This window comes from Mammaliicoccus sp. FSL K6-3158 (genome assembly GCF_038005105.1).
GTDB classification, from domain to species: Bacteria; Bacillota; Bacilli; order Staphylococcales; family Staphylococcaceae; genus Mammaliicoccus; species Mammaliicoccus sciuri.
The window spans coordinates 1,261,230-1,278,011 of record NZ_JBBOSL010000001.1 but is presented as its reverse complement, the minus strand read 5'-3'; the positions used below and the strand labels follow the sequence as shown (position 1 = coordinate 1,278,011).

Annotated in this window: 13 protein-coding genes and 1 other RNA gene; 2 read left to right on the top strand and 12 right to left on the bottom strand. The window is 32.6% G+C overall.

The features are described from left to right. Positions 1 to 2 precede the first annotated feature (2 nt). Entirely contained in the window at positions 3 to 1,628 is a 1,626-nt protein-coding gene (gene sal(A) / locus MHH94_RS06380) for an ABC-F type ribosomal protection protein Sal(A) (RefSeq protein ID WP_208182423.1), read from the bottom strand. A gap of 318 nt (positions 1,629 to 1,946) precedes the next feature. On the opposite strand from sal(A), the gene MHH94_RS06375 reads away from it, so the two are divergent. Next, positions 1,947 to 2,957 (top strand): LLM class flavin-dependent oxidoreductase, encoded by a 1,011-nt coding sequence (locus tag MHH94_RS06375; RefSeq protein ID WP_048539656.1) that lies wholly within the window; start codon positions 1,947 to 1,949, stop codon positions 2,955 to 2,957. Between the two features lie 45 nt (positions 2,958 to 3,002). Here MHH94_RS06375 and MHH94_RS06370 read toward each other — a convergent pair whose 3' ends face one another. Further along, positions 3,003 to 3,737: a trypsin-like serine peptidase gene (locus tag MHH94_RS06370; protein ID WP_058592089.1), complete on the bottom strand. Its 735-nt coding sequence runs from the start codon at positions 3,735 to 3,737 to the stop codon at positions 3,003 to 3,005. A 215-nt stretch (positions 3,738 to 3,952) separates the two neighbouring features. After that, the gene (cymR, locus tag MHH94_RS06365) at positions 3,953 to 4,372 is read right to left on the bottom strand and encodes a cysteine metabolism transcriptional regulator CymR (protein ID WP_025904248.1); all 420 of its coding nucleotides are present in this window, start codon (positions 4,370 to 4,372) and stop codon (positions 3,953 to 3,955) included. A gap of 89 nt (positions 4,373 to 4,461) precedes the next feature. On the opposite strand from cymR, the gene MHH94_RS06360 reads away from it, so the two are divergent. Next, positions 4,462 to 5,724 (top strand): replication-associated recombination protein A, encoded by a 1,263-nt coding sequence (locus MHH94_RS06360; protein WP_325887574.1) that lies wholly within the window; start codon positions 4,462 to 4,464, stop codon positions 5,722 to 5,724. A 44-nt stretch (positions 5,725 to 5,768) separates the two neighbouring features. On the opposite strand, the gene MHH94_RS06355 is transcribed toward MHH94_RS06360, so the two are convergent. The 9 genes from MHH94_RS06355 to recJ all read right to left on the bottom strand — a co-directional run bounded on the left by MHH94_RS06355 (position 5,769) and on the right by recJ (position 16,656). Continuing rightward, the gene (locus MHH94_RS06355) at positions 5,769 to 6,536 is read right to left on the bottom strand and encodes a tRNA threonylcarbamoyladenosine dehydratase (RefSeq protein ID WP_048539653.1); all 768 of its coding nucleotides are present in this window, start codon (positions 6,534 to 6,536) and stop codon (positions 5,769 to 5,771) included. A 53-nt stretch (positions 6,537 to 6,589) separates the two neighbouring features. Next, positions 6,590 to 6,782, bottom strand: a non-coding RNA gene (ssrS, locus tag MHH94_RS06350) — 6S RNA. 57 nt (positions 6,783 to 6,839) lie between these two features. Continuing rightward, positions 6,840 to 8,612, bottom strand: coding sequence for an aspartate--tRNA ligase (aspS, locus tag MHH94_RS06345; protein ID WP_058592087.1), 1,773 nt, complete (start codon positions 8,610 to 8,612; stop codon positions 6,840 to 6,842). Beyond that, positions 8,612 to 9,877, bottom strand: a complete 1,266-nt coding sequence (gene hisS / locus MHH94_RS06340) for a histidine--tRNA ligase (protein ID WP_058592086.1) — start codon at positions 9,875 to 9,877, stop codon at positions 8,612 to 8,614. Before hisS ends, aspS begins: the two co-directional genes overlap by 1 nt. Positions 9,878 to 10,199: 322 nt before the next feature. Then, a complete protein-coding gene (locus tag MHH94_RS06335) occupies positions 10,200 to 11,072 on the bottom strand; it encodes an N-acetylmuramoyl-L-alanine amidase (RefSeq protein WP_340840182.1) in 873 nt (290 codons plus the stop codon). Further along, the gene (gene dtd / locus MHH94_RS06330) at positions 11,069 to 11,521 is read right to left on the bottom strand and encodes a D-aminoacyl-tRNA deacylase (protein WP_058592085.1); all 453 of its coding nucleotides are present in this window, start codon (positions 11,519 to 11,521) and stop codon (positions 11,069 to 11,071) included. Before dtd ends, MHH94_RS06335 begins: the two co-directional genes overlap by 4 nt. Positions 11,522 to 11,534: 13 nt before the next feature. Then, positions 11,535 to 13,724 (bottom strand): RelA/SpoT family protein, encoded by a 2,190-nt coding sequence (locus MHH94_RS06325; protein ID WP_025904255.1) that lies wholly within the window; start codon positions 13,722 to 13,724, stop codon positions 11,535 to 11,537. A 119-nt stretch (positions 13,725 to 13,843) separates the two neighbouring features. Then, positions 13,844 to 14,362 carry an adenine phosphoribosyltransferase gene (locus MHH94_RS06320; protein WP_058592084.1) on the bottom strand — a complete coding sequence of 173 codons (519 nt, stop codon included), beginning with the start codon at positions 14,360 to 14,362 and terminating at the stop codon, positions 13,844 to 13,846. Beyond that, complete coding sequence (gene recJ, locus MHH94_RS06315; protein WP_058592083.1) at positions 14,362 to 16,656, bottom strand: single-stranded-DNA-specific exonuclease RecJ; 2,295 nt, start codon at positions 16,654 to 16,656, stop codon at positions 14,362 to 14,364. The genes MHH94_RS06320 and recJ overlap by 1 nt, the downstream gene beginning before the upstream one ends. Between the last annotated feature and the right edge of the window lie 126 nt (positions 16,657 to 16,782).

Sequence of the window (16,782 nt, the reverse complement as noted above, 5' to 3'; positions counted from 1 at the left end):
GACTAGAACTCTGTTTCACGATTTCTTTCATCTGTATATTGTTCTAATTCTTTTAATTGATGTTTCATAGATTCTGTATTAATTGGATCTTTGACTTGAACATTTTCATGCGTCATTTGATGTTTTTTTATCGTCCATATTTGATCTTTAATTTGTGATTTAAAATAATCATCATGAGATACAATAAGGACCGAACCTTGAAATGATTGTATTAATTGAATGATTTTTTCTTGCATGCCAATATCGAAATAGTTTGTTGGCTCATCTAATATCATAATATGAGGATTTGAAAAATATAATTTTACAAATTGTAACCTACATTTTTCACCCATCGATAGTGTTTCAACAACATCATTTATCCTATCTTTATCAAAATAAAAGCTTGCTAATATGGTTCTTGCATCTGCTTCTTTCATTTCAGGAATTTCTAATATTTCGTCTAAGACAGTATGATGCATATTTAAATTCTCAAAATCTTGAGAGAAATATCCAATTTCTAATTCTGGATGAACAGTTATATCACCTTTAGTTGGCTCGAGTTCACCGAGTATCAATTTGATTAAAGTTGATTTACCTGTACCATTTCTGCCTTCAACAATAACATTTTGATTTCGCTTAATATAGAATGATACATCATCGAATATTTTCCGGTTATCATAAGCAAACGAAACATGATTAAATTGAACTAAATAATGTGATTTAAAATTATGATGTTGTATTGAGAAAGTTTTCTCTTTTTTATGTGGGTTAGCCATATTCTCTTGATCAAGTTTACGATTTAATTGTTGTTCTTTTGATTTAAACCGTTTCGCTAACTTACTTAATTGTTTTTGTTGATATGGGCTTCTCACAGAAGCACTTTGTTCTGCTTTTTGATACCATTCTTTATATTTTTTAATCGTTTCTTCAATGGCCGCTTGTTCTTTTTGTTGTTTTTCATACTGTAGCTTTAATGTTTCATGCTCTATATCTTTTTGTTGTTTGTATTTATCGTATTTACCGATATACTTCTTAGCCCCATCAAGACTCAATTCTAATATAGCATCTGGCGTTTCATTTAAAAATGTTCGGTCATGGGATACAAATAATATAGCACGTTGTTCTTGTTTAAAAGCTTTCGTCAACCATTCCTTCATTTCTAAATCCATGTGGTTTGTTGGTTCATCGATTAATAGTAATGATGCCTTAGACATTTTCACTTTTAAAAATGATACTTTTGTCTGTTCTCCACCACTTAAAGTAGAAATTTTCTGTTCTAGTTGTTCCTCTTTTATTCCGAGCTTTTTTGCTTCTGTTACGATTTCACCTTCTATAATGTATCCATCTAATTCAATATATTTATTAATCATATCTGTATGATTAAGTTGCAATCTAATCTTTGCGATTTCAGGATATGATTCAATTATATAATCCATAACAGTCCAATCATAATAAGGTGTTAAATCTTGTTCCATCATCGCTGAATCAACTGATTGATCTTGATGAATGACTTTTAATAATGTTGATTTTCCAACACCATTAACACCAACGATTGCTAAATGTTCATGGTCCTCTATTGAAAAAGTCAACTCGGGTATTAATACTTTACGTTCAACTTCTAATGCTTTTTCTTCAAATAAAAATAGCATAATGTAGCCTCCTCTACCCATGTATTACACATGAAGACGCACCATTACACTATTCTCAGTTTGTAACGGCAACATCATATTATAGACATACTTATCCAATCATCTTTGTGCAACACAATGGTTTTTTTTACGTTATTTTCTATTAGCGCAAAAAATTATTGGATATCCATGCCTAATATTGATGCCACCTCTCTGTAAATTTGCATTTATTATAACTTTTAGTAACACAATAGTCAAATGTTGTTGAGCAATTAAATAGTACAACATAAATACAGTTGATATACTTCCAATATATAATTATGTAAGGAGCGTCACAAAATGAAATCAAAATTCCCAGTTTCTGCATTAAATCTAGTTCCACTTAGAAAAGGTGAAACGGAGCAAGATGCCATTAAGAATATGGTATCACTCGCTCAAAATGTAGAAAAATTAGGCTATGAACGTTATTGGATTGCTGAACATCATAATGCACCAAATTTAGTGAGTTCTGCAACTGCTTTACTCATTCAACATACACTTGAACATACAGAGTCTATTCAAGTAGGTTCTGGCGGCATCATGTTGCCTAACCATGCACCTCTTATTGTTGCTGAGCAATTTGGAACAATGGCTACAATGTTTCCAAATAGATTAAATCTTGGCTTAGGGCGAGCACCAGGTACGGATATGATGACCGCTTCTGCACTAAGAAGAGATTCACATAAAGGTGTATATACTTTTGGTGATGATATTAAACAATTACTACAATATTTTGGTCCTGAAGAACAACAATCATATGTAAGACCATATCCAGGTGTAGATACAAACATTCCGATTTATGTGTTAGGTTCTTCAACGGACTCTGCACATTTAGCTGCTCGATTAGGTTTACCATACGTCTTTGCAGCACACTTTGCACCAGATCAAATGTCTCAAGCAATCGAAATATATAGAGACTTATTTGAGCCATCAGAATATTTAAATGAACCTTATATGGCCGTTTGTTTAAATGTTATTGTCGGGGAAACTGACGAAGAAGCGACATATTTATCTTCAACAATGCACTTAATGTTTTTAAGCATTGTAAGAAATGCGCGCATGCCATTACAACCACCTACTGATCAACTTGAAAACATTTGGTCTCCACAGGAAAAATATATGGCACAATCTAAAACAAACACTTCTTTCATAGGTAGTGAAGAAACTGTAAAACAACAATTGATAGATTTCCAAAAGAAATACAATGTCGATGAAATTATGGCGGTAAGCTATATTTATGATTTAGATAAACAATATCAATCATATGAATCATTCAAGAAAATTGTAGATGATGTATACGGGGAAGCATAAAAAAACGATCATAAAGTGATAACTTATCACTTTATGATCGTTTTTTTATTTTAAATTACTTTGTATAAATTGTTGAACACTTCTGTTAAAAAGCACGCCACTGTTATGGCTATCTGGTACGCCACCATAATGTAAACCAATAACTTGGCTATTTGAATTAAAGATTGGTGAACCTGAATTACCACCATAAGTACTTAAGTCGTAAGATACGTCACTACCTGAAGCAGATAATACATTACCTTTACTTTCCCATAATGTCGCGATAGGTTTATCTCCTGGATAACCTGTTACCGTAATGTCATCTCCTTTTTTAACTGAAGATGTATCAGCGATTGTTGCTGCTTGAACAGCGTCACCAATAGATTGACCATTACTATTTTTACCGACTGTAACAACTGCTAAATCTTCACCGCCTGGCGCTACTTTATAATCAGTTGCTGTAAATGTACCAGCTGGGAAATTCCCATCGCCATTTGCTCCTGGTGAGAATTTTAATACAGAAGCATCACCATTAGTAGCATCTACAACGTGTTTATTTGTAAGAACGGTATTTTTACCGACAACTACACCTGATGCAATTGATGTACCTCCGATATCAGCGAATGCAATAGATTGATAATGTGCAGACGTTGTATTCGTAATTTGTGTACGATCATTTTTAGGTAATATAACTCTAGATGACGGACCATCTGTCTTTGCGTTAACTTCAAACGGTAATGCTATGAAACTTAATAATAAAACTGCTACTACACTTAATATGTATCGTTTTAAATTTTTCATATACTCTCCCCTTTGTTGTAGTGTACAACTATCTTAATATGAAAGTTACATCGAAGGGGAATATTACACTACTTAGCACATATTCATGCTTAACTGTTAAAATAACGGAATATTTTGTGCAGTTAGGCATGAATTCAATACAGTTAAGCAATAAAAAATAAGATAGCAATCTCCAATATTCGTCTTGAAGGTTGCTATCCAATTTAATTTGTGAACTAGATATAGAACATATATCCTTCTAGTTCATCTTCATTTGTATAATTTGCTAAGTATTCTAGTGTTGTATTATCTAGAACTTCTTTTACAGCATCTCTAATACGAATCCACAATTGTTGTTGTGCAGGTGGCTCGTCTTCTATACCTTCAACAGGTGTAATTGGCCCTTCTAACAATCTAATCACATCACCAGCCGTAATTTCTGATGGTGCTTTTTGTAATTGATAGCCCCCTTTGGCACCTCTTACACTTTTAATAAGACCAGCATTACGTAGTGGTCCTACTAATTGTTCTAAATATAAATCACTTAAATTATTTTCTTCAGCGATTGACTTTAAAGATGTACATCCTTGACCATAACGCTTAGTCAACGATATCATAAGTGTTAAGCCATATCGTCCTTTAGTAGAAATTTTCATGTACTACACCTCTTATTTTCTAAAAAAATATTATTAATTCATTTTATCATTTTTTGTACACTTTGAGTAATTAGAAAGGTTGATTCCAAATGAAAAACGAACCATTAGCTTATAGAATGCGTCCTCAAACGATAGATGATGTTATAAGCCAAGAACATTTAGTCGGTCCAAAAGCCATTATTAGAAGAATGGTTAACACTAAAAAGTTAACTTCTATGATTTTTTATGGACCTCCGGGAATTGGAAAAACGAGTATCGCCCAAGCTATCGCCGGGAGTACTCAATATAAATTTAGACAACTTAATGCTGTCACTAACACTAAAAAGGATATGCAACTTGTTGTTGAAGAAGCCAAAATGTCTGGACAAGTTATACTTTTACTAGACGAAATTCATCGATTAGATAAGGCAAAACAAGATTTCTTATTACCTCATTTAGAATCAGGCAAAATTGTACTTATTGGTGCAACGACGTCAAACCCATACCATGCTATCAATCCAGCTATACGAAGCAGAACGCAAATTTTTGAACTATATCCTCTAAACGAAGAAGATATTTTAATTGCTTTAAACAGAGCGATTGAAGATAAAGAAAATGGATTAGCCTCATATGCCCCTATTGTAGACAAAGACGCGTTAGAATATTTTGCAAAAGCAAGTTACGGTGATGTGAGAAGTGCATTAAATGCGCTAGAACTTGCTGTACTCAGTGCTGATATTCAAGATAATAAACGTCACGTCACAATTCAAGATGCGCAAGTTTGTATTCAAAAGAACGCTTTCCAACACGATAAAGATGGTGATCAACATTATGATGTTATGAGTGCATTCCAAAAATCTATTAGAGGTAGTGATGTCGACGCAGCGCTACATTATTTAGCTAGATTAATTGAAGCGGGAGATTTGCCAACTATTGCAAGACGCCTTCTTGTGATTAGCTATGAAGACATCGGTTTAGCTTCTCCGGGTGCTGCAGCTAGAACATTATCTGCTATTGAAGCGAGTGAACGACTTGGCTTTCCAGAAGCCCGTATACCTTTAAGCCAAGCAGTCATCGAACTTTGTTTATCACCTAAATCTAATTCAGCAATTGTATCTATTGATGAAGCTCTTTCAGACATTAGAAAAGGTAAAGCTGGTTTAGTTCCGAAACATTTGAAAGATGGACACTATCAAGGTGCAAAAGAATTAGGAAATGCAATTGGTTATAAATACCCACATAATTATGAAAACGGATATGTAGAACAACAATATTTACCTGATACTTTAAAAGGCAAACAATATTATCAACCTAAGCTTACATCTAAATCTGAACAAAAATTAGCAGAAATATATCGCAACTTAAAAAAATGAGGCTGGACGTATCCAGTCTCATTTTTTATTATCAAAGCTGCTAGCTATTTATCTTTGATTCTTTTTACTGGGATATCTTTCAAAATATCATTCACAACATAGCTTGCACAAATTAACCCAACAACGCTTGGTACAAAAGCATTAGATGATGGTGGCATTTGCGCCTTTCTAACTTTTGCGTTTTTATCGCCTACAACTTCTTTTACATCTTCTCTTATCATAATAGGACTTTCATCACTAAATACAACATTAATACCTTTATGAATACCCATTTTTCTTAATTTTAGACGTATTATTTTTGCCATAGGATCTGTATGTGTTTTAGAAATATCAGCTATTTCAAATTTAGTAGGGTCTGTTTTGTTTGCAGCACCCATACTTGAGATAACATCGATACCTCTTTCTAAACATTCTTTCATAAGATGAACTTTATACATGATTGTATCACTAGCATCTACAAAATAATCAATGTCGTATTCATTAAATAAAGCTTCGTAAGTTTCTTCAGTATAGAACATATGCAATGAAGTGACTTTACAATCAGGATTAATTAATTTAATACGCTCTTCCATTAAATCTACTTTTGATTGACCAATTGTTGTTGTTAAAGCATGTAATTGTCTATTTACATTTGTGATATCTACATCATCTTTATCTATTAATATGATATGACCAATATTAGTTCTCGCTAATGCTTCAGCAGCAAATGAACCTACACCGCCTACACCTAGGACAACTACTGTTTTACTTTTTAATAAATCTAAGCCTTCTTTACCAATCGCTAATTCATTTCTTGAAAATTGATGCTTCATCATTATTTACTCCTTTACACAAAAATACGCAAGACATAAAGTCTTGCGTACCGATAGAATCCAATTGTGCCGTAATATTAAGTGCTAGATCATTTTGGCCTGCTATATACAGGTGGGTGCCCTGTTTCTTATTTTGCATGTCCTCCTTACGAGGCGTATGCGCTATTAAGAAAACCAATTAGGCTCCCTTGATCAAAAGTGTTAGGTCAAAATATAAAAAGCTTATTACGAACACTTCAGATGACTACCTTATAAATTTATTCTATCATAATTCTTCTAAATAACAAGTATTTATACTTTTAATTATTTTTCATCTAAATCAAGTTGCAAATGTAATTCATGTAACTGGCTCGTAGATACTTCACTTGGTGCATCCGTTAATAGACAAGAAGCACTTGCTGTTTTAGGGAATGCAATTGTATCTCTTAAGTTTGTTCTACCTGACAATAACATAACTAATCTATCTAGACCTAATGCAATTCCGCCATGTGGTGGTGCACCATATTTGAACGCTTCAATTAAGAATCCAAATTGTTCTTGTGCTTGTTCTTCTGTAAATCCAAGGGCTTTAAACATTTTTTCTTGAAGTTCTGATTTATGAATTCTAATAGATCCTCCACCTAATTCAAAACCATTTAAAACAATATCATACGCATTGGCTTCAACATTTGTTGGATCATTTTCAAGCATTTCTTCATGTTCTTTTTTAGGTGCAGTAAATGGATGATGCGCTGCAACATAACGTTCTGATTCTTCATCGTATTCAAATAATGGCCAATCTGTTACCCATAAGAAATTATATTTATTTGGATCAATTAAACCACGATCTTTACCAAGTTTATTTCTTAACTGCGCTAAACTTGCTGCTACGACATCTTTTTTATCTGCTATAAATAATACTAAGTCTCCAGCTTTAGCTTCAGTTTGGTTTAATAATTCAGCAGTAATGTCTTCATCAAAGAATTTACTAATCGGACCATTTAAGCCTTCTTCTGTTACTTTAACCCACGCTAAACCTTTAGCACCATAAATACTTGCAAATGATTGTAATTGGTCGATATCTTTTCTAGAGTAGTCAGCCGCACCATCTTCAACAACGATTGCTTTAACTTCTCCACCATTTTCAACTGTAGATTTAAATACTTTAAAGTCCATTTTTGAAGCAAGTTCTGATAAGTTAATCAGTTCCATACCAAATCTTGTATCTGGTTTATCAATTCCGTATCTTTCCATTGCTTCAGCGTATGTCATACGTGGAAATGGTGTTGTAATATCAATACCTTTTACATCTTTCATGATGCGTTTCATAAGACCTTCATTCATTTTGATAACGTCTTCTTGATCAACAAAGCTCATCTCGATATCGATTTGCGTAAATTCAGGTTGTCTATCCGCTCTTAAATCTTCGTCTCTAAAACATTTAACGATTTGATAGTATTTATCAAATCCACCAATCATTAATAATTGTTTAAATATTTGTGGAGATTGAGGTAAAGCATAGAACTCTCCATCATGTACACGAGATGGTACTAAATAGTCTCTTGCACCTTCTGGTGTAGATTTAGTTAATACAGGTGTTTCTACTTCGTAAAACTCACCTTCATCTAAGTAATTTCTTACTGCACGTGTAATTTGATGTCTCATTTTAAATGTTTGAGCTAAACTTTCTCTTCTTAAGTCGATATAACGATATTTTAATCGTACATTTTCGTCAATATCATTCATATCTGTTATTGAAAATGGCGGTGTTTCAGATTCATTTAAAATTGTAATTTCAGAAACTTGTACTTCGACTTTACCAGTCTTGATTTTGTCATTAATTGATTTTTCATCTCTTTTAGTTACTAAACCTTTAACTTGAATGACATATTCAGAACGGATTTTCTCAGCAACACTTAAAGCTTCTTGAGAGAAATCTGGGTTAAAAACGATTTGTACAACGCCTTCGCGGTCACGTAAATCAACAAATATTAAACCACCTAAGTCACGTCTTTTTTGTACCCAACCATTTAAAGTAACCGTTTGACCAATATATTCTTCAGTTATTTTACCAGCATATGTTGTTCTTTTTTCCATTATGATTCCACCTTTAAATAATTCTCTAATTCTGATAATGAAACAAGTGTCTTTTCACCAGTTTCCATATTCTTAACTTCTACTTCTTGTTTTTCTAATTCATTTTCACCTAATACAATCGTGTATCTCGCATTTAATCTATCCGCTTGTTTCATTTGACCTTTTAATTTACGTTGTAAATAGTCTTTATCACAACTAATACCAGCCATTCTTAATTGATTGATTAATTGAACTGAAAGTCTATCCGCTTCTTCACCCATTGTCGCGATAAATAAGTCGATTGAATCTTCTTCTTCGATTTCAATACCTTCAGCTTCAAGTGCTAGTAGCAAACGTTCAATACTTAATGCAAAACCTATACCTGTTTCTTTTGGACCATCAAGTAATTCTAGTAAGCCGTTATATCTACCGCCACCACATAAAGTAGTAATAGCACCAAATCCTTCAGCATTACTCATCACTTCGAATGCTGTGTGAGTGTAATAATCTAAACCACGCACTAAATTCGTATCTATTTCATACTCGATACCAAGTTCGTCTAATAAACTTTTAACCTCTTCGAAATATTGTTTAGAATAGTCATTTAAGTATTCCGTAATTTTAGGTGCATTTTTAACAGCTTCTTTATCACGGTCTACTTTACAATCCAATATACGCATTGGATTTGTGTGTAATCTACTTTGACAATCGCTACAGAAAGTATCAATTACTGGTTCAAAATGCGCTTGTAATGCTTTCGTGTAATCAGCTCTTGATTCTGCATCACCAATACTATTGATGACTAATTTTAAGTCTTTCAATCCGAAAGATTTGTAAATGTGTACGAGCATTGAAATAATTTCAACATCAATAGAAGGATTTTCTGATCCAATCGCTTCTACACCAAATTGAACAAATTGACGATAACGCCCTTTTTGTTTTCTTTCATATCGGAACATTGGACCATTGTAATAAAGTTTTACAGGTTGATTTGGTTCACCTTGCATTTTGTTTTCGATGTAACTTCTAACAACACCTGCAGTACCTTCAGGTCGTAATGTAATGCTTCTATCACCTTTATCTTTAAAAGTGTACATTTCTTTTTGTACAACATCTGTTGAATCACCAACACCTCTACTAAAAAGTTCAGTACTTTCAAATATTGGTGTTCTAATTTCTTTATAATTATATATTCTCATTAACTCATGTAATTTGTTCTCAATGTATTGCCATTTATAAGTATCTTTTGGTAATAAATCTTGTGTACCACGTGGTATATTAATCATAATATTTCCTCCTTTAAAATATAAAAAGTCCCTTGTATGCATATACATACAAGGGACGAATTATCCGTGTTGCCACCCTAATTAGTATTTAATGATTCATTAAATACTCACTTAACAACATTGTAACGGATGTTAACCGATCTTATTTTCGTAAGATTCCCTCTTCTTGTGTTCAAAAGTATACGCAGTATTCATATAACTTTCAGCAAATGTTATACTCTCTGTTTCCTACTATAACGGTATACTATTCAAGAATAAACGGTATATAATCTATTTCATAATTTATATTAATATTAAACCCATAATCTGTAGTAGTCAATATCTAATTTGAAAAGTAAACTTTCAAACCGTCAACAATCCCTGTTTCAACAATGTGTCTATATTTTCTATCAACAATTAAATCTTCATCTGTAGGGTTACTAATATAACCTAACTCTAACAATACTGCAGGCATTTTAGTTTGACGAATCACTTGGAAGTTTTCGTTTCTTACGCCTCTATCAGATAGTATGGATTTTTGATTAATTGAAGTTTGTAACGTATCTGCAAATTCTTTTTGAGAATCATGATGGTAATAAACTGTTAAACCATGTGGTGCTGATGAATCTAACGCATCATTATGGATACTTATAAAGACATCTCCATCACCTTGTCTATCTTTTAATTTAACATATTCATCTTTTGTTCTCGTCATTTTCACTTTAGCGCCTTCAGTTTCAAGCATTTCTTTAAGCTCTTTTGCAGTTTTTAATGTAATGACTTTTTCGGTTACATCTTTATGTTTTGAACTCGATGCGCCTTGGTCACTTCCACCATGACCAGGATCTATTATAATCACTTTTCCTTTTAATGGTTTTAATACTGGATTAACATCTTCTTTAATATCAAGATTTGTATGCCAACCAGCAATCCAGCCTTTTTCATTTTGATCATTTTTGACTTCAAACCATTTTCCTTCTCTGTCTGTTATATCAAAACTATCTCCTTTTTTTACATCAAAGATAATTGGATAATAAGCGGCAGGTCCAGTTCTTAACTCACCATCTTCTTTCATAGATAGTGTTTTAGGTTCGTCCTCTTTAGGAATCAATAAATAAATAATAATGATTAACAAAACAATCAGTAAAATGGCAACACTGATGACAGGAACAGGCTTTATTCTCCTCTTTTTAAACCATAAATTAATTCGGTTCATTGAATGTTACCATCCTTACTTTCGAATATAATCGTAATTGGTCCATCATTGATTAATGACACATCCATATGTGCGCCAAATTCTCCTGTTTTCACATTAATGTTATAAGAATCTAACTGTTCATTAAAATATTCATATATCTTTAATGCTTCATCTGGGCTTTTAGCATTCGTAAACCCAGGTCTATTCCCTTTTTTTACTGAAGCATATATTGTAAATTGTGATATCGACAAGATTTCACCACCGACTTGATGTATATCTAAATTCATTTTACCTTCTTGATCTTCAAAAATTCTTGTCTTTGCTATTTTCTTAGCGATAACATCTGCGTCTGCATAAGTTGATTCTTGTCCAACACCCACTAATAATAAAAATCCTTGTTTAATTTCATTTTGAGTATTTTCAGACGTTACTTTAGCTTGGCTTACTTTTTGTAGAACAACTTTCAAAAAAATTCACCTCTTAATTCCATACACGACTTACTGTATAAATATCGCCTAATTGTTTAATTCGATCAACAATTCTATATACGTCATTCACATTTTTAACCATTACGCTAATGTTAATAACTGCATTTTTATCTATATCAGCTTTACCTGAAACTTTTACTAATTGTACTTTAATTGCATTCACAACTTGAAGTACTTCGTTTAATAATCCATTTCTGTCGTAACCTGTAATTTCTAAATCTACTTGATAATTTTTTTGTTCATTTGTATTTTTAACCCATTCAACATCGATTAATCGTTCATTTTCATTAACGATGTTCGGGCAATCTTTACGATGAACTTTAACGCCATGACCTTTTGTAATATAGCCAATGATTTCATCACCAGGTATTGGATTACAACATTTTGAAAGTTTAATAAGCATGTTATCTAAACCTTCGACATAGACACCAGTATCTGTTCTAATATCTTGTTTAATTGGAATGGATTTATTGACTTCTTGCACTTGATTAAGCGATTGTTTCTTACGTTCAAGTCTTAGCTTTTCAGTAAGTCTGTTAACAGCTTGTAAGGCAGTTATGCCACCAAAACCAACTGCAGCATATAAGTCATCTTCATTTGAAAAATTATATTTTTCGTTAACAAGTTTAATGTTTTCAGCATTTAATACTTCATCTACATTGTATCCATGCTCTTTAATTTCCGCTTCAATCATAAATTTACCTTTTTCAATATTGGCAGAGCGGTCTTGTTTCTTAAAGAAACTGCGGATTTTACTTTTCGCACTTGAAGATCGGACGATTTTTAACCAATCTCGACTTGGCCCATATGAATGTTTACTCGTTCTAATCTCGACAATATCACCAGTAGATAACTTATAATCGATAGGAACGATTTTGCCGTTAACTTTCGCACCAATCATTTTATTACCAACTTCACTGTGAACAGCGTATGCAAAATCAATTGGAACTGCTCCATATGGTAATTCAACAACATCACTTTCAGGTGTAAAGACATACACTTTATCACTTTGAAGGTCATATTTTAATGATTCCATAAATTCTTCTGCATCAGGTGAAGTATTGTCAGTTTCAGCTATTTCCTGTAGCCAACTCATTTTTTGTAAATATTCTTCTGATTTATTGCTTAAATTTTTACCTTCTTTATATGCCCAGTGAGCTGCAACCCCATGTTCTGCAATTTCATGCATTTCAAATGTTCTGATTTGAATCTCTAAAGGATCTCCATTTGGACCAACGACTGTAGTATGCAGCGATTGATACATATTCTGTTTAGGCATCGCTATGTAATCTTTAAATCGACCAGGCATTGGTTTCCATAATGTATGGACAAGACCTAGCACAGCATAACAATCTTTGATTGAAGGGACAATCACTCTTATTGCAAGTAAGTCAAAAATTTGTTCGAATTGTTTTTTCTGTTTGACCATTTTTCTATAAATACTATAGATATGTTTAGGTCTACCACTTATGTCGCCAGAAATATTCATAACTTCCATTTCAGACTCTATATCTTTAATCGCATTCGCAATATATGTTTCTCGTTCGCTTCTTTTCTTTTTCATCAGATTAACAATTCTAAAATATTGAACACTATCAATATATCTTAATGAAATGTCTTCAAGTTCCCACTTAATTGTATTGATACCTAATCTATGCGCAAGTGGTGCATAGATTTCTAACGTTTCTTTAGCAATACGTTTTTGCTTTTCTTTAGGCATCGCTTTTAAAGTACGAACATTATGTAATCTATCTGCTAATTTAACTAATATAACTCGGACATCTTTAGCAATCGCTATAAATAATTTTCTATGATTTTCAGCTTGTTGCGTTTCTTTAGATTTATATTTAACTTTTTTTAATTTTGTAACACCATCTACAATTATGGCTACTTCTTCATTAAACATTTCTACCAAATCATCATACGTATAAGGTGTATCCTCAATTACATCATGAAGGAATCCAGCAACTATAGTTGGACCATCCAATTTCATTTCGGTTAAAATACCCGCTACCTGAATAGGATGCATGATATATGGCAAATTATTTTTTCTAATTTGTCCTTGATGTGCTTTAAAAGCCAAATCATAACTCTTTTCTACTAAACGATATGCATCTTCAGATAAGTAACTTTTAGCTTTATATAAAACATCATCAGCACTGTATGGATATTCTTTATTCATAGGGACACCACCTCTTCAAATAAAATTCTCTTGAATATTACTATTATAGCAATTTTCAATAGTAATATGCCACCGTTAATTATAATTATTAAAAATAAAATAGCCACAATGTGACTATTTTATTCATCGTATGAAATTAACGAAACAACATCGTAACCTTTTAATTTTTCAATGCCGTTTAAATATTTAAGTTCAATTAAAAATGCAATACCCACTACAATTCCACCTAATGATTCTACTAAGTGAATTGCCGCTTCAATTGTTCCACCTGTTGCTAATAAATCATCAGTAATCAATACACGTTGACCAGATTTGATTGCATCTTTGTGCATTGTTAACACATTTGACCCATACTCAAGATCATATTCATAACGAATCACTTCACGAGGTAATTTCCCTTCTTTACGTACTGGTGCAAAGCCAATACCCATTGCATATGACACAGGACAACCAATAATAAATCCTCTTGCTTCTGGTCCTACTACGACATCAACTTGTTTGTCTTGAGCATATTGTACGATTTGGTCAGTGGCATATTTGTATGCTTCACCATTATCCATAATTGTCGTGATATCTTTAAAGTTAACACCTTGTTTTGGCCAATCTTGTACTTCTGAAACATATTGTTTTAAATCCATTATACTTCCTCCTCAACATCACTTAACAATGAATGTATCCAACTGATTAATGATTGGCTATCATTGTACAACAATGTCTTTTCTATTTCTATTTGTTGTTTTCTTGCTTGATATAACGGTGCGTTTTGTATGTCATTTTTTCCCGCATCTTTATTTATTTCAATTATACCATGATTCATTGTAATAAAGTTTAACTCATAAAAGCAATTTAAAATGAATTTCAATTGATCAGGTTTAATTTTTAAAGCTTCACATAATTTCATACCATCATTTTGAATATTGGTTGATTGATTCATATATAAAGCTTTATAAGCTTGCTTGAACTTTTCATCACTTGGAATACCTTCAAAGTATGAATTGGTTTGCCCTTTAAATACTAAATAATATTTTTCGGCTTTAATATTAGATAAAGTTTGTTTGAATGTTTCTAAATCTTGTGGTAAATCTCTCAGCACACACGTTTCGACTTCATTTGGATACGTATCACCATAATGTATATATTGCTCATTTATTTTCTCGGATGAAGGGTTAATCACAAACAGTGCATTGTCTTGATCAATTTTTAACAAGTCCTGTTTATTTTTACTTCTATAATCAAAAATAGCATGGTCATTACTCAACGCTAAATCTTTAAGAATAATTTGTGGAGATTGATGTCCATTCCATTCATTAACATTTAAACTACCTGCAACATTAATTGTCGTATCATTTGAAATATCATGAATGAGATGTCCAGCATTCCAATGTAAAGCTGCAATATTTTTGTCTGTTAATGTTAATTTAAGATGTTTATTTCCTTGACCAATACCTTTAACAGATTTGACCGGAACATTACTAATTGAAAATAGTGGCGCTAATAAATCTGTACCAAAAGGTCTTAATCTTTCTAAATCAAATATGTTATCAACCGTAATATCTGAAGTTTCTATTTCTGCATCAACGATTAACTGCGGTAATAATTTTTTTCCTTCTGTTATTTTGTGCATATCTTGATTCAAAGCTTTCTTCAATGGTTCAATCGCGTCAATATCTAATGTCATACCAGCCGCCATATGATGGCCACCAAATTTACGAATCAAATCGCTATGGTTTGTTAGAAATTCAAACATTGAAACTTGTTCAATACTTCTAGCAGAACCTTTCGCGTGATTTTGCTCTATATCCACATTTAATACAATTGTTGGTAAATGATACTTCTCAACTATTCTTGAAGCCACAATACCTAATACACCTTCATTCCAATCTTCTTTTGCAAGTATTAGAAATTGGGCATTTTGTTGCATTTCAATTTCAGCTAGCTCCATTGCTTCATTCGTAATATTTTCAACAATTGCTTTACGTTCTGTATTAAATTGGTCCACTTCTTCAGCTAAGAACATCGCTTCATCGTCATCATCGCTCATAAGCAATTCTCCAGCTAATCGAGCATCATCTAATCTACCAACTGCGTTCAGACGAGGTCCGATAATAAAGCCGACTGTTTGTTCACTTACTTCATCCGTAAAATCAGCTACGGACAATAAACTTTTTATCCCTGGTAAAGGTTGTTCATTCAAAATGCGCAACCCTTGTTTAACCATATATCTATTTTCATCCGTTAAACTCACTAAGTCGGCAATCGTACCGATAGCAACTAAACCTAAGAACGCATCTGGTATATCTGCTTTAAGTGCTTTAGAAAGTTTATATGAAACACCCACTCCAGCTAAATATTTAAATGGATAATTAAAATCAGGGTGCATAGGGTGAACAATCGCATATGCATTCGGCTTTGTTTCGCCAAATTCATGATGGTCTGTCACAATCACATCAATACCAAGTTCATTGGCAATATCAATTTCATGATGACCTTGAATACCATTATCCACTGTAATGATAAGAGACACACCTTCATCATGTGCATTTCTAAATGCCGCTTCACTCGGTCCATATCCTTCAGTAAATCTATTAGGAATATACCAACCTACAGTAGCTCCCATTGACTCTAAAGTCTTGACGAGAATCGTTGTAGATGTAACTCCATCTGCATCATAATCACCATATACTAATATTCTTTCATCATTTTCAATAGCTTTATGTATTCTCGAAGTTGCCTTTTCCATATCACTTAATAACATCGGATCGTGGAATAACACTTCATTAGATAATAAACTTTCAATTTGTTCTTCAGACGTATAGCCTTTTGAAATTAAAGTTTTTTCTAAAAGTGGCGAAATTTTATATTTTTTTATGATTTGTGGATCAATATTTTGATTGAGCTCTGATTTTTTCCATTGATAACAAGCTTTAGTCATATCAAATCTCCTCATTTCTACTCAAAACATTATACATGAAATATCGTACTTTCTCTACTAAACAAATAAAACATGATTAAAGAGTCAGGTTGTAAAAAGATTCAGCGGTTAGTTACACTTCGACCG

Excerpts from the sequence above, each read along its gene's own strand:
- MHH94_RS06375 (WP_048539656.1), top strand. The coding sequence starts at position 1,947 with ATGAAATCAAAATTCCCAGTTTCTGCATTAAATCTAGTTCCACTTAGA.
- MHH94_RS06370 (WP_058592089.1), bottom strand. The coding sequence starts at position 3,737 with ATGAAAAATTTAAAACGATACATATTAAGTGTAGTAGCAGTTTTATTA.
- cymR (WP_025904248.1), bottom strand. The coding sequence starts at position 4,372 with ATGAAAATTTCTACTAAAGGACGATATGGCTTAACACTTATGATATCG.
- MHH94_RS06360 (WP_325887574.1), top strand. The coding sequence starts at position 4,462 with ATGAAAAACGAACCATTAGCTTATAGAATGCGTCCTCAAACGATAGAT.
- MHH94_RS06355 (WP_048539653.1), bottom strand. The coding sequence starts at position 6,536 with ATGAAGCATCAATTTTCAAGAAATGAATTAGCGATTGGTAAAGAAGGC.
- aspS (WP_058592087.1), bottom strand. The coding sequence starts at position 8,612 with ATGGAAAAAAGAACAACATATGCTGGTAAAATAACTGAAGAATATATT.
- hisS (WP_058592086.1), bottom strand. The coding sequence starts at position 9,877 with ATGATTAATATACCACGTGGTACACAAGATTTATTACCAAAAGATACT.
- MHH94_RS06335 (WP_340840182.1), bottom strand. The coding sequence starts at position 11,072 with ATGAACCGAATTAATTTATGGTTTAAAAAGAGGAGAATAAAGCCTGTT.
- MHH94_RS06325 (WP_025904255.1), bottom strand. The coding sequence starts at position 13,724 with ATGAATAAAGAATATCCATACAGTGCTGATGATGTTTTATATAAAGCT.
- MHH94_RS06320 (WP_058592084.1), bottom strand. The coding sequence starts at position 14,362 with ATGGATTTAAAACAATATGTTTCAGAAGTACAAGATTGGCCAAAACAA.
- recJ (WP_058592083.1), bottom strand. The coding sequence starts at position 16,656 with ATGACTAAAGCTTGTTATCAATGGAAAAAATCAGAGCTCAATCAAAAT.